Source organism: Paenibacillus sp. JJ-100 (assembly GCF_948329825.1).
Classification (GTDB): Bacteria; Bacillota; Bacilli; order Paenibacillales; family Paenibacillaceae; genus Paenibacillus.
Genome location: NZ_CAOJCM010000001.1, coordinates 314,170 through 339,691 on the forward strand (window position 1 = coordinate 314,170; position 25,522 = coordinate 339,691).

Annotated in this window: 30 protein-coding genes and 2 tRNA genes; 29 read left to right on the top strand and 3 right to left on the bottom strand. The window is 44.5% G+C overall.

Annotated elements, in window-relative coordinates; all coding sequences use genetic code 11:
* The first annotated feature begins 55 nt into the window (after positions 1-55).
* The 6 genes from phoU to PQG66_RS01590 all read left to right on the top strand — a co-directional run bounded on the left by phoU (position 56) and on the right by PQG66_RS01590 (position 6,657).
* On the top strand, positions 56-715 hold the full coding sequence (phoU, locus tag PQG66_RS01565; RefSeq protein ID WP_272034381.1) for a phosphate signaling complex protein PhoU: 660 nt from the start codon (positions 56-58) through the stop codon (positions 713-715).
* 245 nt (positions 716-960) lie between these two features.
* Positions 961-3,615 (top strand): DNA polymerase I, encoded by a 2,655-nt coding sequence (gene polA / locus PQG66_RS01570; protein WP_272034383.1) that lies wholly within the window; start codon positions 961-963, stop codon positions 3,613-3,615.
* A 60-nt stretch (positions 3,616-3,675) separates the two neighbouring features.
* On the top strand, positions 3,676-4,521 hold the full coding sequence (mutM, locus tag PQG66_RS01575; protein ID WP_272034385.1) for a DNA-formamidopyrimidine glycosylase: 846 nt from the start codon (positions 3,676-3,678) through the stop codon (positions 4,519-4,521).
* A 130-nt stretch (positions 4,522-4,651) separates the two neighbouring features.
* Positions 4,652-5,470, top strand: a complete 819-nt coding sequence (locus tag PQG66_RS01580) for a manganese efflux pump (protein ID WP_272034387.1) — start codon at positions 4,652-4,654, stop codon at positions 5,468-5,470.
* A 30-nt stretch (positions 5,471-5,500) separates the two neighbouring features.
* Entirely contained in the window at positions 5,501-6,097 is a 597-nt protein-coding gene (coaE, locus tag PQG66_RS01585; RefSeq protein WP_272036402.1) for a dephospho-CoA kinase, read from the top strand.
* Positions 6,094-6,657 carry a lytic transglycosylase domain-containing protein gene (locus PQG66_RS01590; RefSeq protein ID WP_272034389.1) on the top strand — a complete coding sequence of 188 codons (564 nt, stop codon included), beginning with the start codon at positions 6,094-6,096 and terminating at the stop codon, positions 6,655-6,657. The genes coaE and PQG66_RS01590 overlap by 4 nt, the downstream gene beginning before the upstream one ends.
* A 95-nt stretch (positions 6,658-6,752) precedes the next feature.
* Here the strand turns inward: PQG66_RS01590 and PQG66_RS01595 are convergent, their stop codons facing one another.
* Positions 6,753-6,974: an alpha/beta-type small acid-soluble spore protein gene (locus PQG66_RS01595; protein ID WP_017689472.1), complete on the bottom strand. Its 222-nt coding sequence runs from the start codon at positions 6,972-6,974 to the stop codon at positions 6,753-6,755.
* Between the two features lie 116 nt (positions 6,975-7,090).
* Here PQG66_RS01595 and nrdR point away from each other — a divergent pair, with 116 nt between their 5' ends.
* Positions 7,091-7,558, top strand: coding sequence for a transcriptional regulator NrdR (nrdR, locus tag PQG66_RS01600; RefSeq protein ID WP_090920285.1), 468 nt, complete (start codon positions 7,091-7,093; stop codon positions 7,556-7,558).
* Between the two features lie 189 nt (positions 7,559-7,747).
* A tRNA-Ala gene (locus PQG66_RS01605) sits at positions 7,748-7,820 on the top strand.
* 48 nt (positions 7,821-7,868) lie between these two features.
* On the opposite strand, the gene PQG66_RS01610 is transcribed toward PQG66_RS01605, so the two are convergent.
* Both PQG66_RS01610 and PQG66_RS01615 read right to left on the bottom strand, forming a co-directional pair.
* Positions 7,869-9,050: a site-specific integrase gene (locus PQG66_RS01610; RefSeq protein ID WP_272034400.1), complete on the bottom strand. Its 1,182-nt coding sequence runs from the start codon at positions 9,048-9,050 to the stop codon at positions 7,869-7,871.
* Positions 9,051-9,233, bottom strand: a complete 183-nt coding sequence (locus PQG66_RS01615; RefSeq protein ID WP_272034402.1) for a hypothetical protein — start codon at positions 9,231-9,233, stop codon at positions 9,051-9,053.
* Positions 9,234-9,352: 119 nt separating this feature from the next.
* On the opposite strand from PQG66_RS01615, the gene PQG66_RS01620 reads away from it, so the two are divergent.
* The 21 genes from PQG66_RS01620 to gp17 all read left to right on the top strand — a co-directional run bounded on the left by PQG66_RS01620 (position 9,353) and on the right by gp17 (position 25,522).
* Complete coding sequence (locus PQG66_RS01620; RefSeq protein ID WP_272034404.1) at positions 9,353-10,066, top strand: hypothetical protein; 714 nt, start codon at positions 9,353-9,355, stop codon at positions 10,064-10,066.
* Positions 10,067-10,128: 62 nt separating this feature from the next.
* Positions 10,129-10,986 (top strand): ATP-dependent DNA ligase, encoded by an 858-nt coding sequence (locus PQG66_RS01625; protein WP_272034410.1) that lies wholly within the window; start codon positions 10,129-10,131, stop codon positions 10,984-10,986.
* A gap of 27 nt (positions 10,987-11,013) precedes the next feature.
* A complete protein-coding gene (locus PQG66_RS01630) occupies positions 11,014-11,685 on the top strand; it encodes an SOS response-associated peptidase (protein WP_272034412.1) in 672 nt (223 codons plus the stop codon).
* Between the two features lie 839 nt (positions 11,686-12,524).
* Positions 12,525-12,875, top strand: a complete 351-nt coding sequence (locus PQG66_RS01640) for a hypothetical protein (protein WP_272034413.1) — start codon at positions 12,525-12,527, stop codon at positions 12,873-12,875.
* Positions 12,876-12,910: 35 nt separating this feature from the next.
* Positions 12,911-12,978 (top strand) — tRNA-OTHER (locus PQG66_RS01645).
* A gap of 107 nt (positions 12,979-13,085) precedes the next feature.
* On the top strand, positions 13,086-13,742 hold the full coding sequence (locus tag PQG66_RS01650) for a hypothetical protein (protein ID WP_272034415.1): 657 nt from the start codon (positions 13,086-13,088) through the stop codon (positions 13,740-13,742).
* Between the two features lie 71 nt (positions 13,743-13,813).
* A complete protein-coding gene (locus PQG66_RS01655; RefSeq protein WP_442955025.1) occupies positions 13,814-15,910 on the top strand; it encodes a golvesin C-terminal-like domain-containing protein in 2,097 nt (698 codons plus the stop codon).
* The gene (locus PQG66_RS01660; RefSeq protein WP_272034419.1) at positions 15,847-16,509 is read left to right on the top strand and encodes a hypothetical protein; all 663 of its coding nucleotides are present in this window, start codon (positions 15,847-15,849) and stop codon (positions 16,507-16,509) included. Before PQG66_RS01655 ends, PQG66_RS01660 begins: the two co-directional genes overlap by 64 nt.
* Before the next feature lie 1,120 nt (positions 16,510-17,629).
* The gene (locus PQG66_RS01665) at positions 17,630-18,073 is read left to right on the top strand and encodes a hypothetical protein (RefSeq protein WP_272034421.1); all 444 of its coding nucleotides are present in this window, start codon (positions 17,630-17,632) and stop codon (positions 18,071-18,073) included.
* The gene (locus PQG66_RS01670) at positions 18,070-18,297 is read left to right on the top strand and encodes a hypothetical protein (protein ID WP_272034423.1); all 228 of its coding nucleotides are present in this window, start codon (positions 18,070-18,072) and stop codon (positions 18,295-18,297) included. Before PQG66_RS01665 ends, PQG66_RS01670 begins: the two co-directional genes overlap by 4 nt.
* Positions 18,294-18,608, top strand: a complete 315-nt coding sequence (locus tag PQG66_RS01675) for an HNH endonuclease (RefSeq protein WP_272034425.1) — start codon at positions 18,294-18,296, stop codon at positions 18,606-18,608. Before PQG66_RS01670 ends, PQG66_RS01675 begins: the two co-directional genes overlap by 4 nt.
* Before the next feature lie 183 nt (positions 18,609-18,791).
* The gene (locus PQG66_RS01680; protein WP_272034427.1) at positions 18,792-19,166 is read left to right on the top strand and encodes a P27 family phage terminase small subunit; all 375 of its coding nucleotides are present in this window, start codon (positions 18,792-18,794) and stop codon (positions 19,164-19,166) included.
* Entirely contained in the window at positions 19,147-20,844 is a 1,698-nt protein-coding gene (locus PQG66_RS01685; protein WP_272034429.1) for a terminase large subunit, read from the top strand. The genes PQG66_RS01680 and PQG66_RS01685 overlap by 20 nt, the downstream gene beginning before the upstream one ends.
* A gap of 30 nt (positions 20,845-20,874) precedes the next feature.
* Positions 20,875-22,113, top strand: a complete 1,239-nt coding sequence (locus PQG66_RS01690; protein ID WP_272034431.1) for a phage portal protein — start codon at positions 20,875-20,877, stop codon at positions 22,111-22,113.
* Complete coding sequence (locus PQG66_RS01695) at positions 22,113-22,883, top strand: head maturation protease, ClpP-related (protein ID WP_272034433.1); 771 nt, start codon at positions 22,113-22,115, stop codon at positions 22,881-22,883. The genes PQG66_RS01690 and PQG66_RS01695 overlap by 1 nt, the downstream gene beginning before the upstream one ends.
* Complete coding sequence (locus PQG66_RS01700; RefSeq protein ID WP_272034435.1) at positions 22,876-24,006, top strand: phage major capsid protein; 1,131 nt, start codon at positions 22,876-22,878, stop codon at positions 24,004-24,006. The genes PQG66_RS01695 and PQG66_RS01700 overlap by 8 nt, the downstream gene beginning before the upstream one ends.
* 38 nt (positions 24,007-24,044) lie before the next feature.
* On the top strand, positions 24,045-24,287 hold the full coding sequence (locus tag PQG66_RS01705; RefSeq protein WP_272034437.1) for a hypothetical protein: 243 nt from the start codon (positions 24,045-24,047) through the stop codon (positions 24,285-24,287).
* A gap of 21 nt (positions 24,288-24,308) precedes the next feature.
* Complete coding sequence (locus tag PQG66_RS01710; RefSeq protein WP_272034438.1) at positions 24,309-24,584, top strand: head-tail connector protein; 276 nt, start codon at positions 24,309-24,311, stop codon at positions 24,582-24,584.
* Positions 24,581-24,835 carry a hypothetical protein gene (locus PQG66_RS01715; RefSeq protein WP_272034439.1) on the top strand — a complete coding sequence of 85 codons (255 nt, stop codon included), beginning with the start codon at positions 24,581-24,583 and terminating at the stop codon, positions 24,833-24,835. The genes PQG66_RS01710 and PQG66_RS01715 overlap by 4 nt, the downstream gene beginning before the upstream one ends.
* Positions 24,786-25,133, top strand: a complete 348-nt coding sequence (locus tag PQG66_RS01720) for a phage head closure protein (protein WP_272034440.1) — start codon at positions 24,786-24,788, stop codon at positions 25,131-25,133. Before PQG66_RS01715 ends, PQG66_RS01720 begins: the two co-directional genes overlap by 50 nt.
* Before the next feature lie 11 nt (positions 25,134-25,144).
* The gene (gp17, locus tag PQG66_RS01725; protein ID WP_272034441.1) at positions 25,145-25,522 is read left to right on the top strand and encodes a tail completion protein gp17; all 378 of its coding nucleotides are present in this window, start codon (positions 25,145-25,147) and stop codon (positions 25,520-25,522) included.

Below are 25,522 nucleotides of genomic sequence, written 5' to 3' on the forward strand. Positions count from 1 at the left end.
AACAGGAACGATCCCGGGATACCCGGAGATGATGGAGAGGGAGGACATGAAATCTATGATTCGCAGAAAAGAATTTGATCAGGAGCTGGACGAGCTGCGCACCCTGCTCAAACAAATGGGTGATCATGTAGGAAAAGCACTGGACGGTGCTATTGACAGTTTGCAGACACTAGATACAGAGAAAGCCCAGGTCATCATCAAAAATGATGCGAATCTCAATGCCCTTGAAGACAAAATTATGGAGCTGGGTTCGAAGCTGATCATCACACAGCAACCCGTAGCCAAAGATTTAAGGCGCATTATTGTGGCATTCAAAATCTCCAGCGATTTGGAGCGTATGGGGGATCTGGCTCTGGACGTGGCCAAAGTAACGCTTCGGATGGAAGGACAAGAGTTGATTAAACCGCTTGTAGACATTCCACGCATGGCAGAAATTGTGAAGTCCATGATTGATGAGTCTATTGAGTCCTATCTGAAGGAGAATACGGATTTGGCCTATAAAATGGCTCAGACAGATGATCAGGTCGATCAGCTATACAGCAATATGATTCGAGATCTCTATACGTTAATGATTGAGCACTCGACTCAGGCTTCCCAAGCCATGTTGCTGATGATGGTGGGACGTTACATTGAACGAATTGGTGATCATGCGACGAACATTGGTGAGAGCACGGTGTATCTGGTGACGGGTCATCGTCCAGACTTGAATCAGTAAGGGGTGTTGGGCAGGCTCTGCTGTCCAATACATAACGGATATATGACATAAGATGTGAATAATAAAATGAGTAGAACTTTCTTCCGACTAGCTTGTGCACAGGCTAATCAGGAAGGAGGTTCTTTTTTTGCCGAAGAAATGTCTTGAAAAGGGGATGTACTTTTTTTGAAGTAGGTGGCAGGTATGGTATCATGAGAACAGATATGATAAGTGCAATCTGACCATATGATATGCGGGGTGCTGGAATGGACAAGTTTATTCTTATAGATGGCAATAGCATTATTTACCGGGCATTTTTTGCGATGCCTCCTCTGACGAATTCGAAGGGTCTGCATACGAATGCGGTATATGGCTTCACGACGATGCTATTAAGGCTGTTGGAAGAGCATAAGCCGACGCATGTGATGGTGGCGTTTGATGCAGGTAAAGTTACATTCCGCCATGAAGGCTACCAGGAATACAAGGGTGGACGGGAGAAAACACCGCCAGAGCTGTCAGAGCAATTCCCACTCCTCAAAGAGTTGCTACAAGGACTCGGGATTGCCCAGTTTGAACTGGCTGGTTACGAAGCGGACGATATTATCGGAACGTTAACCAAACGCGCGGATGAAGCAGGTAGACAGGTGCTGGTCGTATCGGGTGACAAAGATATGTTGCAGCTTGCTTCGGACAACGTACATATCGGGCTAACGCGTAAAGGCGTCACGGATATTGAACTGTATGATCCTAATCAGATTAAGGAACGTTATGGCCTCTCACCACTTCAGATTATTGATCTGAAGGGTCTCATGGGTGATGCTTCGGATAATATTCCCGGTATTCCGGGAGTAGGGGAGAAGACAGCGCTGAAGTTGCTGCACCAGTTCGGATCGGTGGAAGAGGTATTGAATGGTACTGGCGAACTGAAAGGCAAGATGAAGGAGAAGATCGAAGCTCACGCTGATGATGCGAGAATGAGTAAAGAGCTGGCGACGATTCACCGGGAAGTTCCGCTAGAGCAGACCTGGGAAGATATGCAATTTGATGGATTGAAGGAAGCGAGTGCGGGACCGGCCCTTGCGAAGCTGGAGTTCAAGTCCTTGCTAGAACGTTTGTCCTTCAGTGGAAGCATCGGCTCTGAACAGGAGGCTGTTCCGGCTGCAGAAGTGGAATCCACAATAGTAACAGAAGACAATCTGGCTGAATGGATTGATGTGTTGGATTCAATCGATGTGCTTCATGTGGAAACGCATGGAGATAATCCACATCAGGCGAAGATCATCGGCCTTGCTATAGGCACTGGGGAAAAGTATGCTTTCGTATCTCCGGAGTTATTACAATCTGATGCAGCGGCTCCTGTACGGGAATGGCTTGCAGATGCTAATAAGCCAAAGCGTGGATATGATCTGCATCGCGTCGATCTGGCTTTGCATGCACACGGGATTGCGTTTGCCGGTGCAGCATTTGATGTGCAATTGGCTGCATACTTGCTTGACCCTACAGAGTCCAATCAGACGATTAGCGGTTTAACATCTAAGTATGGGCTGCCTTCGCTGGTGGAAGATGATACTGTCATGGGCAAAGGCGCTAAATATAAAGTGCCAGAGGTGGAAGTTCTGGGTGATTTCCTATGTCGAAAAGCAGCTGCGCTAGCAGCGATTATCCCGCTTCAGGAGCAGGCACTCGAGAACGATGAGATGAATTCGTTGTTCCATGAGCTGGAAATGCCGTTATCCCGTATCCTTGCGGATATGGAGAAACAGGGGATTAAGGCGAATACATCCGATCTACAAGCACTTGGTAGTGAATTTGAAGAACAGATCGGCAGATTAATGGCCGAAATCTACAAGCTCTCTGGTACGGAGTTTAACCTGAATTCACCAAGGCAACTGGGTGAAATTCTGTTCGACAAGCTCGGACTTCCTGTCGTGAAGAAGACAAAAACAGGGTACTCCACGGATGCGGAGGTACTTGAGAAGCTGGCTCCTTATAACGATGTTGTTCAACATATTCTGCAATATCGTCAGCTTGCCAAGTTGCAATCGACTTATGTGGAAGGTTTGCTCAAAGAAATCTCCGACAAGGATGGCAAGGTGCATACGTTCTATCGGCAGACGATCGCAGCAACTGGACGTCTCAGCAGTCAGTTCCCGAACTTGCAGAACATTCCGATTCGTATGGAAGAAGGCCGTAAGATTCGGAAAGTGTTTGTACCATCCGAGCCCGGCTGGTCTATTCTCGCAGCAGACTATTCCCAGATTGAGCTGCGCGTACTTGCTCACATATCAGATGATGAGCGGTTGAAAGAAGCTTTTGTGCATGATATGGATATCCATACGAAGACAGCATCCGATGTATTTGGCGTGAAGCCAGAGGAAGTCGACAGCGACATGCGACGTTCTGCCAAGGCGGTTAATTTCGGGATCGTATACGGAATTAGTGATTACGGTCTCTCCCAAAATTTAAACATTACGCGGAAAGAAGCGGCACAGTTCATAGATCAGTATTTTGATATATTCCAGGGTGTACGCCGATATATGGATGATATTGTGAAAGACGCTCGACGGGACGGTTATGTAAAGACGTTGCTGGAACGCCGCCGTTATCTACCGGAAATCAACGCAAGCAATTTCAATCTGCGTTCTTTCGCGGAGCGTACGGCTATGAATACACCGATTCAGGGTACAGCTGCCGATATCATCAAACTGGCTATGGTACAGATGGACGAGGCACTGCGGGAACGCAAGCTTCAGAGTCGTATGCTGCTACAAGTACACGATGAACTTGTGTTTGAAGTGCCTGCGGATGAACTGGAACTGATGAAGGAGCTTGTGCCATCCGTGATGGAGAAGGCTCTTCCGTTGTCCGTACCACTAAAAGCCGAAGTCAGCTTTGGTGAGAACTGGTACGAGGCGAAATAGATAAGAAGGGGTCCCGCTGAGCCTCATCTTCCGGTATAATATAAGGGAGGTGAGAACATCATGCCGGAACTACCGGAAGTCGAGACAGTCAAAAGAACTTTGAATCAACTCATTGTTGGTAAAACGATTGATCATGTTACTGTTAATTTGCCGCGAATTATTCAGCGGCCGGACGATATAGAAGCATTTGCACTAGAACTGGCGGGACACACCGTCATTGGCGTAGAGCGTCGAGGCAAGTTTTTACGTATTTTGCTGGACGGGCTTGTGCTGGTCTCTCATCTGCGGATGGAGGGGCGGTACGGTGTGTACAACCAGGATGAAGAGGTCGAGAAGCATACTCATGTGATCTTCCACTTCAATGATGGTACCGAGCTGCGTTATAAGGATGTTCGTCAGTTTGGAACGATGCATCTGTTCAATGCAGGGGAAGAGCTGGTATCGAAACCGCTTATGAAGCTTGGACTCGAGCCATTGGATGAGGCTTTTACCGTGGATGCGTTCCGCGAAGCGGTAGGGAAACGTACAACGAAAATTAAAGCGGTTCTGCTCAATCAGGCATATGTTGTAGGGATCGGGAATATTTATGTGGACGAGGCACTCTTTCGCGCAGGAATTCATCCCGAGACCATAGCGAAGACATTAACCGAAGCACAGCTAACTGTGCTCCATGAAGCGATCGTAGCTACGTTACAGGATGCTGTCAATGCGGGAGGATCTTCCATCAAGTCGTATGTCAATGGACAAGGCGAGATGGGGATGTTCCAGCATCAACTGAAAATCTATGGCCGAAAAGCAGAGCCTTGTGTGACTTGTGGTACGTTGATTGAAAAAAGTGTCGTTGGCGGCCGGGGGACGCATTTTTGCCCGAATTGCCAGCCATTGCCTCTCCCTAACTTGAACTGAATAACCGAAATGATGAAATCATAGCACCCTTGGATTCCTCCCTCCATATACTGATATGGCAGAAATAAGCGGGCATATACCCATACTGACATCATCAGTTGGCACATACCGCACAGGGGAGGAATCCGGGGTGCTGCATCATTTTATTTCATTGCTGGCGCTTGCGTTTGCGCTGAGTCTGGACGGTTTCGGAGTTGGCATTACATATGGACTTCGGAGGACGCGAATTCCGTTCTTATCCATTGCCGTCATTTCGTTATGCTCGGGACTGGTTATCGCATTGTCCATGCAGGTTGGTGTGCTCTTATCTCATATCGTGTCTCCAGATATAGCTTCGATTGTAGGAGCTGTCATTCTGATCATCATTGGAGGTTGGTCACTTCTTCAACTGATCCTTAGACGTCGCAAAGAGCTTGAGGAAGCTGAAAATCGAGAGGTGATCAGGACAGCGCAAACGGAAGGTGTAGCGGCATCCGTACAAGCAGGAGTGTTGCAGGGGATGCAGACACAGGATAGCCGGTTGAACGATAATTCTCCAAGCTCTAATGGCAGCAATCCGTTAATGGCTCTGGAAATGCAGCCTTCACCAACGGATGGATCAGTAGAACGGATGGTATTCACACTGGAGCTGCGTAAGCTCGGTGTGGTGATTCAAATATTACGGAGCCCATCCAAGGCAGATATGGATAATTCGGGTAGCATCTCTGCACAGGAAGCCATGTGGCTCGGTATTGCCTTGTCACTGGACGCCTTTGGGGCGGGACTTGGTGCAGCATTACTCGGATTTCCTACGCTGTGGACTGCACTCATCATTGCGTTGTTCAGTGGAACATTCCTGTTGCTTGGCATGAAGGTAGGGTTGCGTTTTGCTGCACAGCGGTGGATGCAGAAGTTATCGATTCTTCCAGCTCTGCTGTTGATGATTATGGGTCTAATGAAGTTGTTATGAGGGATAATGAAGCTGTTATGAGGTGAAATGATGAATATAGGCTTAACTGGCGGAATCGCAACAGGCAAAAGCAGTGTTTCCGCCTATCTCGCCAGTAAGGGAGCGCTGCTTATTGATGCAGATGTTATTGCCCGGGAAGTCATGATGCCTGGGCATCCCGTTTCGCTTGCCGCTGTTCAGCGGTTTGGACAAGCAATACTGAACGAGGACGGAACACTGGATCGGAAGAAGTTGGGGAGTATTGTGTTTCAGCAGCCCGAGGAGCGAAAAGCCCTAGAGGCCATTACTCATCCGGCTATTCGGAAAGAGATGCGTGCAAGGGCAGCTGAATATGAATTAAAGCATCCGGACAAGCTGGTGGTATCGGACATTCCGTTGCTTTATGAGTCAGGTCTTGAGAAGGGGTTTGCTGAAGTCATGGTCGTATATGTACCCAGAGAGGTGCAGTTGGAACGGCTGATGAGCCGTGATCAGATGACTCGGGCGGATGCAGAAGCACGTATTGCCGCACAGATGGATATTGAACGCAAGAAAGAACGGGCAGATATCGTTATTGATAACAGCGGGTCATGGGTTCAGACGGAGAAGCAGCTTGATTTATTTTTAACACGTAAGGGTTTATTATGAGAATATTGCGTAAAAAACGTGTATTGCTGATTATGTTTGTGTCGTTTGTGCTCGTGTTATTTTTAAATACGAACTGGATGGCTTGGTTCTACCCGATTGAGTATAAGGAAGAGATTCGAGTGCAGTCTCAAAATTATGAGGTTGATCCTTTTCTGATAGCTTCCATTATCAAGGTGGAGACCAATTTCAAGACAAGCAAGGAATCTAAACGCGGTGCAATTGGGCTCATGCAGCTTATGCCGGATACGGCCAATTGGATTTTGGAGCAGGCCCAGATTCCTCATACTTCACTGGAGGAGTTAAAGCATGAACCTGAGCGAAACATTCAGCTGGGAACATGGTATTTGAAGAATCTGTCCGAGCAGTTTAATGGCAACGAAATTATGATGATCGCTGCGTATAATGCAGGACCCGGTAAAGTTAACAGCTGGCTGAGAGACGGTGTATGGGATGGCACATTGGAAACGGTAAAAGATATTCCTTTTGGGGAAACACGTCACTATGTACAACGAGTAATTTACTATTATAATCAGTATGTGAAGATCTATGATACGTTCTGAATGCATGACGACCGTAATATAGACAGAAGCACGGAGCAGACCGGTGTGAACCGGCCGCCCCATGCTCCTCTGTAAACGTATTACGATGCAGATAATTATTGGTATTGACCTGCCAATTGCTGTTCTGCAATTGTTACCAGACGCTTCGTGATGTATCCACCGATCGAACCGTTCTCGTAAGAAGTCATGTTACCTTGGTATCCATCTTGTGGGATGCTGATTCCGAGTTCTTGAGCTACCTCATATTTCATTTGCTCCAGAGCTGCGGAAGCTTTAGTTACTACCAAGTTGTTGGAGTTACCGTTGCTTTGTGCCATTGCTGTTCACCTCCTCGCGGGTTGGTAAAAGTATTATGTGTCGCAGATGCGATTTTCATAACAAGATATGCTCAGGGAATATGTGGTAAAAAGTAAAACGTGGGAAGTGATCTGATTTGAAATGTCCTTATTGTGGTTATCTCGGTACGAAAGTGCTGGACTCTAGACCAGCCAATGAATCCAAATCGATTCGCCGTCGTCGTGAATGCGAGCAGTGTGCCAGAAGGTTCACAACATTTGAAATGATTGAAGAAACACCGTTGATTGTCATTAAGAAGGATGGCAGCCGGGAAGAGTTCAGCCGTGACAAAATTCTTCGCGGATTGATTCGTGCCTGTGAGAAGCGTCCTGTATCGGTAGAAACACTGGAGATGATGGTATCTGAAGTGGAGAAGTCTCTGCGGAACACAGCGGAAGCTGAGGTGGAGAGCCGCCAGATTGGTGAGTTGTTGATGGAGCAACTGTTCCCGGTAGATGAAGTGGCCTATGTACGATTTGCTTCAGTATATCGCCAGTTCAAAGACATCAATATGTTTATGAAGGAATTGAAATCGCTCCTGTCCAAAGAAGATTTAGAGGACTAGGGTAGTGGGGGAAAGGAGAAGAGCAAACTGGGGATATTTGATATGTGCCCGTATTATGAATGTTCTTCTCCATATGATTTCAACGCTTGAAAAGGGGATTGACAGCCCAGATTGAATTTTATATGATATAGGAGTCGCCTGTAAAAATGGATTATAACAGTGCTGGACAAGTTCTAAACTTTATATCATGGGGCCTTAGCTCAGCTGGGAGAGCGCATCGCTGGCAGCGATGAGGTCAGGGGTTCGATCCCCCTAGGCTCCATACTTAAAGAACTCTTGGTACACAAGGGTTTTTTGCTTTTTATGGGGGTTAAACGAGGTCTACTTTTTTGGTGTCTGGTGCCGAAATGGTGCCATTCGTATTTTTGGTGCCAGAATTGGTACCAAATAAGAAGTTCCCAAATTGTTCTGCTGTTTCCTTTTGCATATTAGGCAATACGTGACTGTAAAGATCGATGGTAATCTTGACGCTGGCATGTCCAAGGCGTTCTTGAACGATTTTAGGATGCACTCCTTGCTTAAGCAGAAGGGTGGCATGTGTATGCCTCAGATCGTGTACTGTTATCTTTGGAATGTCCAGCTTTTCCATATATCTATAGAACGTCCTGAGCAGGTTCCTTGGGGTTACAGGTGTGCCTACAGAAGTTGCTACAATAAGATCGTTGTCCTGATATACTCCCCCAGCTTTTAACTTCTCAGCAGCAATGACGCGTTTCCTCTTTTGAATCTCTTTTATGATCGTTTCATCCACAGATACCAATCTTGTTCCCGAGGCAGTCTTTGCACCTGTTCTGATCTTTTTGCCGTCATGTGATAATGTTTGAACAATGGATATAGTACTGCTTTCGTAATTAACATCTTTTAATCTTACCGCTAATGCCTCTGATTGTCTCAGGCCAGCTCCATATGCCAGAAGGAATGCAATATAATCATGATGTTCACGAATATTTTTATCGAATTCCCTTACCTGATCAGCGTCCCAAACCATTATCTCTTGACGCTCAACGGCTGGCATATCAATAAGGCGTGTAACGTTACGCTGAAGCTTTCCCTTCAACACAGCCCAATCCAGAGCCGAACGCAGCACTTTAAATACATCCTTAATGGATCGAGAAGCAAGCTCTTTTTCGACTCGCAGGTACTTAATGAAATCAAGACAATCTTCATCGGTTAAATCCATGGCTTGGAATTCCGCGAAATACTCATTGATATGCAAATTAATGTGCCGGCCATAAGTTTTGTATGTGACCTCCGCGATAGAGTGTTCTTTGGTTTTGAGCCATAAATTCAATAGATCCGGAAGGAGAGTCTTTTCCCGCTTAATGAAAGTGCCGTTATTAAAATTGTTTTCAGCTTCTACAAGAGCAGCCTGGGCTTCCTTCTTTGTTTTGAATCCACGCTTCTTTGACCGCTTTCTGTTTTTACCTTTACCGATCTCAAGAACGTAAAACCACGGGTTTTTCTTAACATTCTCATCCTTGTAGACAGGCATTTACTCAGCCGCCTTTCTTTTGACATCAATGTACCTCTTTAATACCTCATTACGGTTGTCGGCAATAAACATCTGACATAAAAACTTAATTGCCTGGTCGTCGGACTTGAAATCAAATTCGTCTTTTACTTGATTCAATAGTGCCCGCGTATCTTCGTACACATTCGCTACCTTTCGCTCCATAGAATTCACCTCTTTGTTTTATGAAATCATTATATCAATATTTGAAATCAAAATAAAGATTTATTGTTCCTGAACTTTGCATTATAATGGAATCGTGAGATAGAAGAGGAGGGGGTTAAATGCTTCAAGCAATCTTTGAATATGCTAAAACGAATTTTGGGGGATTTATAAGTGACGCCATAATATTAGGAGCTATTGCATTCCTGTTAAAGCTGTACTTTACTAACTCTTTTCAGAAGAAGCTAGAGTCACATAAGGGTGAGGTCAACAGTCAGCTCGAGGAAGTTAAACACAAGCAACAAAGAGTGTTCAAAGAATTTGATCTATACACAACTAAGCGTCATGAAATTTATCCTGAGTTACATAAGAAAGTTGAGTTAGCAATTGGACATATCTTGACAAATGTCAGGCATTACCCTGACTTCACTACATTCCATACAGGTGAGTTGGAAGATTATATGGAGGATAATAATTTTAGTCAAATGGATAGGCATCTCATTTTAGAAACGCACACAAATAACAGAGAAGGTGCAGCGCAATTAATAAGGGATGTTATGCGTGTTGTAGATTATAATGAAGCTAGATCTACGTGGGATGATGCGAATGCATATTTCATTCTTAATGAACTATACTTAACTGAACAAGTATCGGAACTAACCAGAAGTTTTTTATCAAACTTATTTGATTATTGGACAGCAAATGACCCCCGATATGGATTTGATCTTGAATTGAACCGAGAAAAAAGAGTTTTGAGAGAGGAAACCTTACCAAAACAAAGAGTTGAGTTTAAAAAAATTCTAAAAAAGGGTCTGAGTGAATCGTTCTCGGAATAAATCCATAACTTACCGCCTCAATCCTTTATAGCTAACCGCTATAATTAGGTTGAGGTGTTTTTATGTTTATAAGCCCAATGTTATTAGAAACAGCACCGGGTCCCTTCTCGCATTCGAATTACATCTTTGAACCTAAGGTTGATGGACACCGGTTGATATATTCGCAACAGTCCGGATCCGTCCGGTTATATACACGTCACAACAACGATTGTACCCAGCAGTACCCTGAACTTCAGTTACCTTTTGACGCTGACATCATTCTGGACGGAGAGGTGGCTTGCACCGATCCTATGACGAGCATAAATGACTTTGAAGGTGTAATGAGTCGTTTCAGTACACGGCAAGCCAACAAGATAGCTCAGCTCACCAAAACACTACCTGCCACGTTTGCGATATTTGATATCCTGCATTACAAAGGTCAGGATTTGCGCAAGCTGTCTCTTACTGAGCGTAAAGCGATCCTCCACAGCCTTGTACTGCCATCCAGCAGTTTCGGTATTGTCCCACACATTGAGGGCGCAGGAGAGGCGCTGTATGAGCAAATAGAGGCTATGGGTATGGAAGGTGTAGTTGGCAAAAGAAAGGACAGCAAGTACGTCAGCAGGAGGTCTAAAGATTGGGTGAAAGTCATTAACTGGTCCTACGCTGATGTATTCATCACGGGATACAAAAAGGCTGAATTCGGCTGGCTTGCTGCCGTACCAGATTCGTCTGGTAAGCTCCGGCCAGCAGGAATAATAGAGCATGGGGCGAATCAAAAACATAAGCAGGCATTCCGTGGTGTATGTCAGCAGCTTGTGACTGGAGAAGACAAGAATCATGTTTACCTGCAGCCCCGAATTCAAGTGAGGGTGAGAATGCGCAACTGGACCAAGAGTGGTTTACTGCGCACACCTGTGTTTGAACAGTTCATTGTTTGATTATAGATTAACAGGAGGTGCATTCGCGTGTGTGGTAGATTTACAATTACCGATCCTTTAGATGCGATTATGGACAGGTATTATGCTACTGTAGCTGATGGATTTGAATATAAGCCCAATTACAATGCAGCACCTATGCAATATATTCCCACTGTCGTTGAAGGTAAGGACGGAAATAAATTGGGTTCTCTCAGATGGGGGCTCGTTCCTTCATGGGCAAAGGATGATAAGATCGGGAACAAGATGATTAACGCTCGAGCGGAGACATTGACAGAGAAGGCATCATTCAAACGCCTGATCAGCTCCAAGCGCTGTATCATACCATGCAGCGGATTCTATGAGTGGAAAAAAGAAGGGACAGACAAGCAGCCGATGCGCATCATTATGAAAGATGAAAGCATCTTTTCTTTGGCTGGCTTATATGATACTTGGACAGACCCGGACGGAAACAAGCTAAGCACTTGCACCATAATTACTACAGAGCCGAATAGTCTTATGGAGGAAATACACAATCGAATGCCCGTTATCTTACGCCCAGAGGATGAGGATGAATGGCTCGGACGAGATAATGATGATGTCCAGTCGCTGCTCGGACTACTCAAGCCATATAAAGCAGTTGAAATGAGAGCTTATGAGGTGCCAAAAGAGGTTGGTAACGTTCGAAACAACAATAAGGAAATGATACAAGAGGTAGGATAAGGAAAAAGAGCAGGAGGGGTATCCTCACTGCTCTTTTATTTATGTATCTATGGCGCTACGTTGCTGATATCCATTGGATTATTGGCAATAAACATATATATAATTCCGAATATTACTGGGATCAACGCTATCAAGGATCCAGCTAAAATTAATTTCCTATCCATCTCACACCTCCTCCTTCTATTACGCTTTATCGATTACTCGGTGTCAATCTAAACTCGAACACACTACGGAAGTACCTCTCACCCATGATCTTAATGGAAAATGGGCTATACTCTTCTATCGGTCCACCATAGTCCATGAGTTGTTCCCCTTCTTCTAGTACTTGCCAAACCGAGACCCTCTCTTGACTCAATGCAGCTGCAAAGAAATCCATATCTTCTCGTAAAACCCTATATGTATAGCTCATACTATCCACCTCAAATTCATATTTCCATAAAGCGATCCTATATCCTGCATTCATTCGTGAAAAATCGCTTTAACAAAGTTTTAAGAAAGTTTTACGAATTATTTAAAAATCCTATAAGTCATTAGCTTTTTTATAGTTTATAGTTATAGCATGGAACAAAAAGAGAACAGCACCCGACACTAACCAATACCTTTTTGACGGTGGTAGGCGTAAGACGAGCGGCGACAGTTAGCCCCTTGCAATAAGACCTGCATTGGAGCCGCAAGGGTAGAACAAGCGGGCAAGCTGTTCTTTTTGTTTCCGAAATTTGTCATAACCGTTTTATGGTTACGCTCAGTCGCGTAGCTTGAGGTTATGAGGGGCTGTCGAAGATAAAAGGAAAAACCTCCCTTTCTGTCGAATTATGCTGTTGAGGGAGGTGACAAAAGACATGGAAAATGATTGGCGTGACGAATTAACATCATGTATTGGAGAGCACAAGAAAGAGAAAATGGAATTCACTGAAAATATTAATAAGGTGATCCAAGAACTTTCCCCTTCCAAGTATGGTGTGAGAGCTAAGTTTGACCAAGGTAGTAGCTTCGAGATTGAAGCGAGGTTAAGCCTTAACTTCGCCGGAGTTGGAAATATAGAATTTACTATCAAGAAAAGTGATATTTTTATGGAGTCAGTAAGTGAAAGTGGCGAAACACTGCAAGTAAAACCATCTACTCCAGAGGAATATCAGACTGCCATAAAACAGTTGATTGTAGATAACGTCAAAATAAAATTAAACAAGTAAAATTTAAGCACCCACTGCGGTGCTTTTTTTATTGCGCTCCCTTAACTCAACGGTAGAGTCCGGAGAGATCTGGAAAGTGGCGGTTCGATTCCGTCAGGGAGCTTACTCGATGAAAATCACAGGAAAGGAGTGATGCTCAATTCAAAGATACTACTTACAGCCAGAATTCACGAAAAGAGGCGATAATCTCAATATTAAAGGAGTGAGGAAATGTTCATTCATTTGGCGGATGGATCAATGCTCGATGTGAATACCTTGTTATCTATGAAATTAGCAGCATCGGACATCGCTATACCAATTGATATTCAAGGTATTAGTTTGAAAAACGATGGAGAATTTTTAAAAGTGTCTTTGGTTGATCAGGCTGGCAACCCTGTGGCAATAGGTGGAGGTGCTACCGACAGCGGTGGTGTAATGGACTTCCAAACGATTGTGAATAAAGAAGTAATCAGAGACGGGGGAGTTAAAGTTGTTAATTTCCCAGACCTCTCCAAATATGTGCGGTACAACATTTATGTACTAAGCACACTAGACAAAGCAGTTAAAATTGCCCCCTGGCAAGGCACGCATATCATATTGGATGATGGGACGATTGGACGTTGGGCAGTAACCGCCGATGCAACAAACAAACTGAATTATTCCTATGTAATTCCTCCGAAAGATTCTATTGGAAATGGTGTATTCTGGCTTAATGAAATGACACCAAAATCTATTGATGGTGGATCAGTACTTGCTCCTAAAACTACTGGGTCGCTGTTCACTAGAGTTAATACTTCTGGCGTGGGGGCATTGAAAATTAATTACCAAACAGACGGATCGCCTACAACTGGTGATTTGACTATTCGCATAATCGGGTATCTAAAATGAGATTTACGCCGGTTAGAAGTTTAAAGACGCATCGGAATATGTATGTCGAGAGTTCGAGAATGCCTTACAGAATGGGTGTATCAGTGGACAATAGGCGAGCATCAGTAACGGGATCATGGAGCACGGGAGCTACTGGTTCAGCGGGGTTTATAGGGGATAACTACATCTATACAACATCGGACCCTAATGGCGGCAAAAAGGTGCGTTGGTCACCGAAATTTCTTATGGAGGGTTATTACTCCGTTTACGCTAACCTACCTGATGGCTCCCCAGGTCGCGACCCTGAAGCAATGTACACCATCCATCATGCTGATGGTGTGTTCGTTGCACTTGCGGATCAAAGAACAAGATCTAAGGGTGCATATCTTGGAACCTTCCGCTTTGAAATAGAGGGAGAACAATATGTGGAACTGGATAATAAGCGCAATTCAACAAGTCTCTTGGTAAACGCCGATGCTATGATTTTCGTTCTGGAACTCGGTCCTTCTAAGCAGTCGAATATACGTATCAAGGCAACTAGTGTCAGTCGGGGTATAAATCGCATTGAATTAACTGGAGAACTTGATTTCCCTCTATATATTCAGAGGTTGTCAAACGGTAAATCATTCGGTGTGGAGGTCCTGCCAGGAACAGATGTTTATTATGATTACTTTGCAGCAAATGCTGATGATGAACAAATAACCTATCGGGTCGGCGTTATTGGAAGGCCTGGGTATGCCGCATCCACGACATTGACAAAACTCACATCAGTACCTGTTTCGTCAGAAATACAAATCACTGCATTGGGGTACAAGCCAAGTCAGCAAAAAGAGGTGTTGGTCAAACCCATATCTGGCGCGACTAGGTTTAGTGTAATAAACGCAGTGGATGGAAGCACGGTTCAGCACATGCGCAATCTGGAAGCCGTCAACGATCCTATGATGACAAGTGTATTGAAAGGTGATTTCACCGGGATCATAAAGCCTGGCCATTATCGAATAAAGACAGACAATGGCTTGTTCTCAACGGTCTTTCCAATCGGCGATAATATCTATGATGATTTCCTCAGAGCCTCGCTCAGGAACTTGAGACTCACAAGATGGCCCGAAACAAAAATAGCCACGCGTGAGGATACTAAATTTCCAATCGACATTGGAGGCGGATGGGAAGACGCCATTGATTACAAGCATTGGACAAGTTACAACGACACCATACAGCCGTTTGCTCTAATGGAACTGATGTCCAGTGGGGTGAAGATACCTGGAATTGAAGAAGAGTTGCGGTATGGGTTATCCTATCTCATGAAAATTCAGGAACGAAGTCCTAACGGATCCGGCGTAATGAAGTTTGGTCAGCTGGCCGCTGCCTATTCTGACATAGAATCGAGTGACAGCACGCCGTATATTCTCCGGGTCGAGAATATAGACTTGGATGACCTCGGTGGGTACAACAAGCGCTGTGAGCATGTCATAGCACATTATTTGTATGCCTTGGTATTATCAAAGGCCGCTGCATACTTTTCTAGAGACAGGGAGTATTCTGACCAACTGAAAACACAGGCTATTGATGCCTTCGCTTACATGGACAAATACGATGAACAAGCAAACGTCAAGTATGCCGAGTTTTTCACAACAAAAGATTACTTCCGGGCACTGCCTGTAATCAACTATGCATACAAGGCCCTGGCTGCGTATGAGCTTCATAAATTGACGGGGAAAACCAGTTATAGGGATAAAGCAAAACAGGCGTTAAATAAGGTTGTGCAGTCTCAAAAGAGGGATCACAAAAAGACTGCAGCTAAAATAACAGGCTTTTTTTCCAGAGACGTAGGAAGTTCTGATATCATGCGTAGCCGAATTCATGCAGGGATACCACTCTATGCTTTATCGCTGTTATCGAGGGAAATAACGGACGCGACGGAATCTGAATGGTTCTCCTGGCATGCTACAGCCAAAACGTTCGTGGATGGTTTTATTAAGAGATTTGTCCCTACTACACCATACGGAATTATTCCTTACGGTTTTGGAATCGGACCGAGAAAATTAAGTCCCTCGGATTCAATGAATTATCGGTTTTTCCAAGGTTCAGAATCTGAAGCGAACAGTTACTCTGATGGAACACCAAGATGCTGGCTCTGTATGCAGGTGCGTTATATGAATATGCAATTTCATTCGGAGACACTGAGGTAATCAAGATAGCTGACGATCAGTTGGAATGGATCGGGGGAAAGAATGTTTTCGGAACGCCAGCCATTGCCGGAATTGGTGAGGTTAAATTGGATTCAACCAAACTTACATCACACGGATACTCAGCTAACGGATATGCGCTGGTAGGTACAATGGTGAATGGCATAGACGGTGGGTTGGGATCGGATTACCCGAACTGGACCAACAGTTGGCAGACCGGAGAAACATGGGGCGTTAACCGATCGTGGATGCAATTCGCAGTCGCTCAGTTAACAAAGCTGGAGAACCGGAAGAAGAAAAAAGAAGATGTATATATTGAATCTATCAAACTTTCAACTGAGGTTATTACTTCTGGAGGCGCCGTAACAGCTACAGTCAAGATTGTAAATACATCTGATTTGAGCAAGAAGGTTACGGTCCGTCTATTAGGTGACAATGTAAGCATTGATAATCCTGAGCGCATCATCAAGATAAAGTCTGGAAGTATTAACGAACTGGTATTGGAAGTCAAAGGATTGGTCGCTGATAAGACGGTGGTCATCGCTGCTATGCTTGATGGGAAGCGTCAAACAGCTAAATCTGTGTTAGGGTTTGTCCAGTGAAATAAGGGTAAATCTATGCCTGAAAAGCTGCAGGAGGTGGCGGTGAAGTAGGGCGTACCCATGTTAATGCAATAACAAAACCCGAGAGGAAGGTGCTCCGCTCGGGCAATGTTTCACGCTTGTATACTTTAACGTCTTTGCAGATCAAGGTCTCGATTGTATTCGATACCCCGAGTTTGGTTGCTCGGTTCCCGAGTATGGGAGCCCAGGACATGACCACTGAAAGCACCTTTTCAGCTTCTATGGAGACGACCACGACTTAAGCAGATGTGACCCTGCTCACTTATGAATCCCCTTATAGCTCGTGGTAATACAGGGCAGTAACGTAGTCCTATGTACCGTTTTACGCTCGTCAGCGAAGAGGTCGGCGACACCTCTCGAAAATCAACGCCCGTTATAGTCCGCCGTTACGCTTGTCTGTATCCTAAAGAACAAGGGGAGAACAAAAATTGGCCCAAGAAGCGACACTCCTTTCGACTCCCCTCTTTTTCAGAGGGATAATCATATTATAATTCCAGATGTTGGATAAGACAACGGGTTTTTATTAACTTAACTAGTAGAGAATTGTTATACACAATATTCATCGTTATACATAAATAATGAATGCTAGTGGTGGAGAATCATACACCACTAAAAAACACCATCAAAATGTAATTTGTGGTGGAGAGTTATACCCCATTAGTGGTGGAGAGTTATACCCCCAAGAAAGAAAAAAGAAATAAAAGAATAAAAGATATAAAGATATATATAAGAGCATCAGCTCTGCATAACAAATTCCATGCATAAACACTCGTATAAAAAGCGGGTGTATTTTTTATTCCAGAGAAAGAGGTGAGTATATGTCCATACCAACGATCTGTAATGCCGGATGTAATAAACAGTTTACGATAGAGAAATTCGAAATAGAGCAGATGAATGACGGAGTAGAGCAAACATACTTCGAATGTCCACATTGCAAGAACAGGTACGTTGCTTTCTATACAGATCCAGAGATACGAAAGCTTCAGGTGAACATCAGGAATATGGGAAAGAGTTCACAGACTGCTAAAGGCGTAAAGTTGATAGAAAAGAATAAGCGGTTGATGAACGATCTGAGAAAGAAAATGGAGGGAGGACAACCATGACAGAAGACAAGCGTACGGCATTGACCGTTGATGTGAGTATCACAGATACAGAGGTATTCAAAGAATTCCTTGGTGTGATATCCAAGATCGTAATGGACCAACGTATGCCTTCCGGATTAAGAGACGACGCATTGACATGGTTGAATGACATCGGAGCTTCTGCTGGAACAGTGATTTATGCAGGTCACCCATATGAATTGATTGTTGTGCTTTGCGAAAATGTATCACTTGGCAAGCTCTACTGGCAGCAGATTAAGCACAAGTACAGTCCGTACGCTCGTATCAGGTTTATCGGACAAGGAGGGAATCCTGACGGACTAAGACCAGACAAGGTTGTTCTTGTTGGAGACTATCAGGAGAGTGCAGGATACCGGATGAATTGGATCAATTTGAAAGGTGAGTTCACACAAGTTATAGACGAAACAGGTGATATCAAATGATTGAACTATTGTCACAACAAAGAGAAGAACAGGATGGATACAGCCTGCCATTCATTAAGCTTGATGAGATGTCAGCAGATATGATGGGCAAATATCATCCTGCACTCAATGCTAAACCACTATCCAAGACGCTCATCGTTGATGGTGTTCTGTACAAGGATGGGAAGAGACTGGATTACGGAGAACAGATAGAGCCATTGAACGAACGGCCTGATTGCTTATGAAAAATAAAAAAGTAAATCCTTTTTATAAATCAACTGCTTGGAAGAAATGCAGACTCGTGATCCTTGAGCGTGATCATTACCTCTGTCAGCCTTGCTTTAGAGCAGAGAGGATGACCACAGCCAACACAGTCCACCATATTAAACCGCTGGAGGACTTCCCAGAGCTTGCTCTAAGCGATGAGAACCTTGAGAGCATCTGTCCTACCTGTCACAACCAAGAACACCCTGAGAAGGGCAGGAGGAAGCCTGAGAAGGCAAAGAAGAGACGAGCGACAGTCATGAAGAGTCCGGCAAACCCTATTGAATTTTGACACACCCTCTCAGACGAACTAGAAGGGTGTTTTAAGAGACTTTATATTCAGGACAAATAAATGTAGCTGAAAGATAATAGAAGCCCCCCCTGCCCTCGAAAATTCGTCGAGAGGACGGACGGGACCGGGGAGGGACCTTCGTTTTCGGCGCGGACAAAAAATCTATTACGAGGGGGGGGTGCAATGAATAAGCCAAAATCAAATATTACACTGAAGGCGGCCAAAGATTTATTCGATATTCTGGTCGAAGAACTTCGAGTAGATAGCAACTTGTCTGAACGGACGATAATGATCGTGGACAACTTTGTATTGCTGGAACAGTTGAAACAGGAAGCGATCAAGGACGTGAAAAAAAGGGGCAGTATGGAGTTTTTTCGCAATGGATCGCAGGAAATGTACCGAGAGAACAAATCTGTAGACCGAATAATTAAGATTGTGGAACAGCAGAGAAAGTTGCAAGCTGAGTTGAAATTGACCCCTGCCTCGGATAGAAAGGTTGCCGCGGTTGTTGAGCCGCTTGAGGGTAGCAGCGGAGGCGATGAATTTGAACGCTTCTGATACAAACGCAACAGGTTTGAGGCTGAATGAGTACGTTATAGGCGTCACTTCACACCTTATTATTGCTTCAAAAAAGGTGTTTTTAGCATGTAAAAGGCACTTGGAGGACCTTGAAAGGCAAGGAACAAAGGGTTTCCCGTTCGTTTTTGACGAGGAAAAGGCGTTCCGACCAGTTGATTATATTCAGCGGTTTTGCAAGCCGTCACAGGGTGATTATGATCGTCTTGAGTTGCAACCATGGCAGCACTTCATCATCGGTTCTCTATACGGATGGGTACACATGAAAACGGGGCTCCGGCGCTTTCGCGAGGGGCTTATTTTTGTTGGTCGTAAAAATGGTAAAACAACGAAAATATCCGGTTTATCACTGTACGCTGCATCCAAAGATGGTGAAAATGGTGCTCGTGTTTTCCAACTTGCCAACTCAAAGGAGCAAGCGAGGGAGTTGTTCGATGAGTGCAAAGCGATGGTTAATGCATCGACGGTACTTAACAGGCACTTTGACATGACATTACATGAGATACGTTATGGCCGGACGATGTCCAAAGTTTTACCTTTGGCCACAGACAGTAAGAAGCTGGACGGTAAGAACTGCTCTTTTGGTGTATTCGATGAAATACATGAATACAAAAATTACAAACTAATAAACGTCATAAAAAACAGTACCGGGGCACGGCAGCAGCCGTTACTACTCTACATCACAACAGCTGGTTATCAGCTTGACGGGCCGCTCATGGATTACTACGAAAAAGCTTCTGACATCTTGGAAGGCGTCATAACCGATGAGCGGACATTTTATTACATGGCTGAACTGGACCCAGAGGACGACATTGAGGACCCATCAAACTGGATTAAAGCAAATCCGAACCTTGGCGTCACACTGAAACTCGAAACGTTAATCGAAGAATGGGAATCTCGCAAACATGTGCCGGCTGAACGAAACGACTTTATCACCAAGCGTTTGAACCGGTTTGTCCAGTCTGACGAACAGTCTTTCATTGACTTCGAAATAATTAAAAAGAACGACAGGGTGATTAACCCAATTGAACTAAAAGGGATGAGCTGCGTTGGCGGATTTGACCTTTCGGAAACAGAGGATTTCACTTCTGCATGTTTGGAGTTTATTTTGCCAGACGGTGGTGTCTTCGTTTTGTCTCACTCTTTCGTACCGAGGAAGAAAGTTGAATTGGACAATGAGAAGCTACCATGGAGTGAATGGGAAGAAGAAGGGCTGCTCACGATCTGCCCTGGTGAATATGTTGATTACAAAAAGGTGTTCGAATGGTTCGTGGATCAAGCCAAACTATACAACATCGAATTAATCACGTATGACAGAGCAAATGCTTTCAGACTTGTCGAAGAATTAAAGACATTCGGTTTCAATACGCTGATGGTCCGTCAAGGCTATGAATCTCTTAATCAAGGGATGAAGGATATTAAGGAGATGTTGTTAGACGGCCATGTTGTTTTCAACAAGAACAAGCTTTTCCGCTGGTACATGAACAACGTCAAATTGATAAAAGATCGTAATAATAATTGGATGCCTACAAAACAAGGTCGCTACCGTAAAATTGACGGGTTTGCGGCCTTTTTGAATGCCCACACAGAAACAATGAAACGCATGGTTACACCGGTTGGTGGCGGGGACATTCAGTTTATATCTATTAATGATTTGTGAAGGTAATGAGTTTGGGAAGGGGGTGAGAATTTGAAATGGCATCAACGAATAAGAGGTGCTGTGAGGGGCGCTGTCAAAGCTGCTGCTGCGGGATGGAAAGGCGCTGGGTTTAACTTTTCCTCGTGGGCAGGACGGACGTTCTGGGGTATTGATAACAGCAGGCTCGCATCAAATGAGAACATATTCAGTGTTGTAACCAAACTCGCCAATACAGTATCCTCATTGCCTCTAAAGCTGTATCGGGATTATGAAATTGTAACAGATCACCCGGTGTCTGATTTACTAATACACAATCCGAATCCCAATATGGGCGGATCCGAATTGATAAACAAACTGGAAGTGGCTCGGAATGAGTCAGGTAATGGGTATGCGATCATTGGGCGGGATGTTAGGTTTCAGCCGTTATCTATAACGCCAATCGAGTCGGGGGCGGTTACACCAGTTATTAATTCGGACGACAATGTGCTTTGGTACGAAGTCCGGGGATTGAAGAACACCTATTACGTCCATAACATGGACATGATTCATGTCAAACACATAACCGGCACATCAAGGTGGCAGGGAATTAGCCCGCTTGATGTTCTAAAAAATACAATTGAATATGACAAAGCAGTACAGGAATTTTCTTTGTCAGAGATGCAAAAGAAAGACAGCTTCATCTTGTCATATCAGGCGAATGTTGATACTGACAAACGCCAAAAAATTGTTGATGACTTTAAACGCTTCTATGCTGATAACGGTGGGATCTTATTCAAGGAACCAGGCGTAGAGATCAAAGAAATCGACAAAAAATACTTTTCTTCCGATACGTTGGCATCCGAGCGAATTACTCGCTCAAGGGTGGCCAACGTTTTTAATGTTCCAGTGAGTTTTCTCAATGACAGTGAGGGTCAAAGTTATGCATCAAATGAACAGATGCAGCTCCAATTTGTTCAGATGAAACTTACACCCGACGTCCGCCAGTATGAACAAGAATTCAACCGTAAATTGTTGCGGCCTGAAGAGAGAAGACACGGCTTCTATTGGAAACTGAATATGGGCGCTCTATTGCGAGGGGATAGTGCTGCAAGAGCAGCATTGTACCATAGTGGTCTTCGTGATGGGTGGCTAAGTCGTGATGAGGTTCGTGTTTCAGAAGATAAACCGCCGAGAGGTGGGGCGGCTGACCAGTTGTGGATTTCTGGTGATATGTATCCGCTGGATATGGATCCGACGCTTCGAAGATCGTCCGCTTCTGGAACTACAACGAAAGGGGGTGAGAATGAATAATGAGCGAAAAACGGAAGAAGTATTGGGATTTTAAAGCTGCTGTTAATGGCGTTGGTGAGTTGTATATCTATGGAGACATCGTTTCTTGGAAAACTGATGACGGAGACACGAGTGCTAAGAGTTTCAAGAGTGATCTGGATGCTCTTGGTGATATAAGCAGATTGAACTTATACATCAATTCTCCAGGAGGTTCCGTTTTCGAAGGGGTTGCCATTGGAACTATGCTAAAGCGTCATAAGGCGCATATTACAGTCTTTATTGATGCTTTAGCCGCTTCAATCGCATCGGTTATAGCGATGGCAGGTGATATTATTCGGATGCCACGAAATGCAATGATGATGATTCATAATCCGTGGGATTTTGTGATTGGAAATGCTATGGAGTTGCGAAAGGCAGCTGACGACCTTGATCGGATCGGCATTTCTGTGAAGGAAAGTTATCTCGCTAAGACAGGTGACAAGTTGGAAGACCCGAAGTTGACGGAGTTGCTTGATGCCGAAACTTGGTTGTCTGCTCAAGAGTGTCTGGATTACGGCTTGTGTGACGTTATAGAGGCTGCAAATCAAACCGCTGCATCTGTTAGCCAAGAGTTATTTGCCAAGTACCGTAACGTACCGAAGGATATCGCCGCAAAGTTGAAGGAACCGGAAGCGCCGGAGGCAAGTGGAAACGACGAAGAAACCACAGCTTATCTTCAGCAAATCAAAGATACAGCTGGATTGGAATTACAAAATATTAACTCATACCTGGGAGGTATTATTAATGGCTAAAACACTTTTTGATGTAAAGAACGATCTGGTAACAATCGGTGCGTCTCTTGCCGCAACTAAGCAAGATATTCTTGCCAAAGCATCGCAACCGGATGCGTCCATTGATGATATTAAAGCTCTTGAAACAAAAGCATCCAACTTGCAGGCTCGATTCGATATTCTGCAAAAAGAGCATGACCAAATGGAAGCTGATCAAAAGGCAACCTTAGACCGTGACCGCAGTCCGGTTGACGGCGTTAGTGATCCTAAAGCAAAAGTAACGGCTGCAAAAGCTGCCTTGGTGCGTGCAACGGTGCGTGGGCAACGTGTACCTGATGAAGTCCGGGCAGCCCTCGGTGATGGGAACAACACTGGTGGCGAAAAAATCCTACCAAAAACAATGACGAACGAATTGTTGCATGAACCGTTTGTCAGAAACCCATTGCGGGATTCCTCAACTTACACAAGTGTGACGAACCTTGAGATTCCGCGAATCAACTTTACATTGGATGATGATGACTTTATTGCGGACACTGAAACTGCGAAGGAAATGAAAGCAGTGGGTGATGTTGTTACGTTTGGACGACACAAATTCAAAGTTTTGGTGCCAGTTTCGGAAACAATCCTTGCTGCCACAGATACCAACCTGGTCCAAACTATCGATCGTGGCCTGGAAAGTGGACTGGCTGCTAAAGAGAAGAAAGTTGCTTTCGCGGCTATCCCTAAAACAGGTGAAGAACATATGTCCTTCTATGGCGCTGGCATAAAAGAAGTTACTGCTGCCAGCAAATACTTGGCTATCAAAAAAGCTATTGCAGATTTGCATGAGGATTATCGTGAAAACGCAACGATCTACATGACATACTCGGACTACATGGATATTATCGAAATCCTGTCTAACGGTACCACAAACCTCTACACTGCTCAGCCAGAACAGGTGTTAGGTAAGCCGGTTGAGTTTTGCGATTCTGCGGTTGATCCGGTTGTTGGTGACTTCCAATACTCGCACTTCAACTACGATCCTGAGGTCATCTACGACCGTGACAAAAATGTTCGTACTGGCGTGTGGGATTTCGTCCTGACTGCGTGGTTTGACCACCAAATCAAACTGAAATCTGCTTTCCGTATCGCAAAAAAGTCCTAACCCCAACCGCTACACTTGATCCAACAGGTCAAGAGGGATTGAACAACGGCATAATGTACGCTGAGTTCGAGCTGTTGGATAAGGACGGGGTTAGAGTATCCCTTGCAGCGGATAACGTCGAGTATATTAAACAGGACGGAGTTACTTTAACACCAGACGATCAGGAAACACTCTGGTTCAATGTTGTTAAGTCTGCCGGACAGTATGTATTCGAGGTCAAGACGAAGGCAGGAGGGCAATATCTGGCGATATTAGATTGGAAACCAATCCCTATGCCTTAAGGCAGGAAGGGGCTATTTGTCATGCTTGTTTTACCACTTGAAACACTAAAAAAATATTTGCGAATTGATGGGAGTGAGGATGATGATATCCTCACTCTTTTAATTGAGGCGTCCAAAGAGTTTTTGACTGGTGCAGGTGTGCCGGAGTCAAATACAGCTCTCTATCGTCTAGCTGTGATGATGCATGTTGCTCTCAACTACGAAAATCGCAATCCGGCGATCAAGATTGAGAGCATCAACTTTGCACTGCAATCCATCATTTTGCAGATTAAAGATTGGAGGGTGGCCGAAAAATGAAATATCCAGTGACGCGGACATTCCGGGACAAGTCGAATTACATCCGTTATGACCAAGGTTCTGTTTACGAGACAGAAGACCTTGAACGGGCTGAACATCTCCAAAAACTCGAATTTATCGGTCCTGAACTCAAGGAAAAGACGAAAACGCGAGGGAAAACGGCAGTAAAAGGAAAGTCGGTAGAACCGGGCGGTGATGCTGATGAACCCGGCAAAGTTAAATCGAAGGATACTCCTGCAAAAGAAGAGTAACGGAACTGAGGACGATTCTGGATATCCCACAGACCCGACAGATGCTTGGGATGACGTTATGTCCTTGTACGCTTCAAGAGAGCCGCTGAGAGGCCGTGAGTTCTTCACGGCAGCGGCTGCAAATGCGGAACTAACCCTGAGGTACAAAATTCGCTATCGGGATGGAATCACACCGGATATGAGATTTATAGACCTGAACAACGGTCGTATTTGCAATATCACTGCGGTTTTGGATGATCCCTATGGAGATAGGACTGAAACACATTTAATGGTCCTGGAGGAACACATGAATGGTTAGGGTGTGGTTTCATGCTCATTGATCTTGAACCGGTTGTCATTTCGGCATTGCGATCTGACCCGGAGTTAAGTTCTCTTCTTGGAAAAGACGCCAAAGGGAACGTGAAAGTATACCCACTTGCGGCGCCAGATATATCGAATCCAAAGATTACATTTTTCGAGCTTACCAATTTTGATAATAAGTATGCTGGCGATCAGGCAGTGAGCAGTTCAATTCATTTTCAAATTGATCTTTGGCACAGCAGCAACACTTCCAAAATCTCCATCGCGGCTAATCGCGTTATGGAGTCTTTGGGCTTTGTTCGCAGCGGGACAAACAGTATGTATGAGTCAGATACAAAGACATACCACAAGGTTTTGCGATACAAAAAAACACATTTAGGGAGTTGA

What these genes read in the sequence shown, in the direction of transcription:
- phoU (WP_272034381.1), top strand. Translation starts at nt 56, where the DNA reads ATGATTCGCAGAAAAGAATTTGATCAGGAGCTGGACGAGCTGCGCACC.
- PQG66_RS01660 (WP_272034419.1), top strand. Translation starts at nt 15,847, where the DNA reads ATGCTGGCTCTGTATGCAGGTGCGTTATATGAATATGCAATTTCATTC.
- PQG66_RS01665 (WP_272034421.1), top strand. Translation starts at nt 17,630, where the DNA reads ATGACAGAAGACAAGCGTACGGCATTGACCGTTGATGTGAGTATCACA.
- PQG66_RS01710 (WP_272034438.1), top strand. Translation starts at nt 24,309, where the DNA reads ATGCTTGTTTTACCACTTGAAACACTAAAAAAATATTTGCGAATTGAT.
- PQG66_RS01650 (WP_272034415.1), top strand. Translation starts at nt 13,086, where the DNA reads ATGTTCATTCATTTGGCGGATGGATCAATGCTCGATGTGAATACCTTG.
- PQG66_RS01610 (WP_272034400.1), bottom strand. Translation starts at nt 9,050, where the DNA reads ATGCCTGTCTACAAGGATGAGAATGTTAAGAAAAACCCGTGGTTTTAC.
- gp17 (WP_272034441.1), top strand. Translation starts at nt 25,145, where the DNA reads ATGCTCATTGATCTTGAACCGGTTGTCATTTCGGCATTGCGATCTGAC.
- PQG66_RS01620 (WP_272034404.1), top strand. Translation starts at nt 9,353, where the DNA reads ATGCTTCAAGCAATCTTTGAATATGCTAAAACGAATTTTGGGGGATTT.
- PQG66_RS01695 (WP_272034433.1), top strand. Translation starts at nt 22,113, where the DNA reads ATGAGCGAAAAACGGAAGAAGTATTGGGATTTTAAAGCTGCTGTTAAT.
- PQG66_RS01675 (WP_272034425.1), top strand. Translation starts at nt 18,294, where the DNA reads ATGAAAAATAAAAAAGTAAATCCTTTTTATAAATCAACTGCTTGGAAG.
- PQG66_RS01640 (WP_272034413.1), top strand. Translation starts at nt 12,525, where the DNA reads ATGGAAAATGATTGGCGTGACGAATTAACATCATGTATTGGAGAGCAC.
- mutM (WP_272034385.1), top strand. Translation starts at nt 3,676, where the DNA reads ATGCCGGAACTACCGGAAGTCGAGACAGTCAAAAGAACTTTGAATCAA.
- PQG66_RS01685 (WP_272034429.1), top strand. Translation starts at nt 19,147, where the DNA reads ATGAATTTGAACGCTTCTGATACAAACGCAACAGGTTTGAGGCTGAAT.
- PQG66_RS01680 (WP_272034427.1), top strand. Translation starts at nt 18,792, where the DNA reads ATGAATAAGCCAAAATCAAATATTACACTGAAGGCGGCCAAAGATTTA.
- PQG66_RS01670 (WP_272034423.1), top strand. Translation starts at nt 18,070, where the DNA reads ATGATTGAACTATTGTCACAACAAAGAGAAGAACAGGATGGATACAGC.
- PQG66_RS01615 (WP_272034402.1), bottom strand. Translation starts at nt 9,233, where the DNA reads ATGGAGCGAAAGGTAGCGAATGTGTACGAAGATACGCGGGCACTATTG.
- coaE (WP_272036402.1), top strand. Translation starts at nt 5,501, where the DNA reads ATGAATATAGGCTTAACTGGCGGAATCGCAACAGGCAAAAGCAGTGTT.
- PQG66_RS01655 (WP_442955025.1), top strand. Translation starts at nt 13,814, where the DNA reads ATGGGTGTATCAGTGGACAATAGGCGAGCATCAGTAACGGGATCATGG.
- PQG66_RS01720 (WP_272034440.1), top strand. Translation starts at nt 24,786, where the DNA reads ATGAACCCGGCAAAGTTAAATCGAAGGATACTCCTGCAAAAGAAGAGT.
- PQG66_RS01595 (WP_017689472.1), bottom strand. Translation starts at nt 6,974, where the DNA reads ATGGCACAAAGCAACGGTAACTCCAACAACTTGGTAGTAACTAAAGCT.
- PQG66_RS01625 (WP_272034410.1), top strand. Translation starts at nt 10,129, where the DNA reads ATGTTTATAAGCCCAATGTTATTAGAAACAGCACCGGGTCCCTTCTCG.
- PQG66_RS01715 (WP_272034439.1), top strand. Translation starts at nt 24,581, where the DNA reads ATGAAATATCCAGTGACGCGGACATTCCGGGACAAGTCGAATTACATC.
- PQG66_RS01590 (WP_272034389.1), top strand. Translation starts at nt 6,094, where the DNA reads ATGAGAATATTGCGTAAAAAACGTGTATTGCTGATTATGTTTGTGTCG.
- PQG66_RS01700 (WP_272034435.1), top strand. Translation starts at nt 22,876, where the DNA reads ATGGCTAAAACACTTTTTGATGTAAAGAACGATCTGGTAACAATCGGT.
- polA (WP_272034383.1), top strand. Translation starts at nt 961, where the DNA reads ATGGACAAGTTTATTCTTATAGATGGCAATAGCATTATTTACCGGGCA.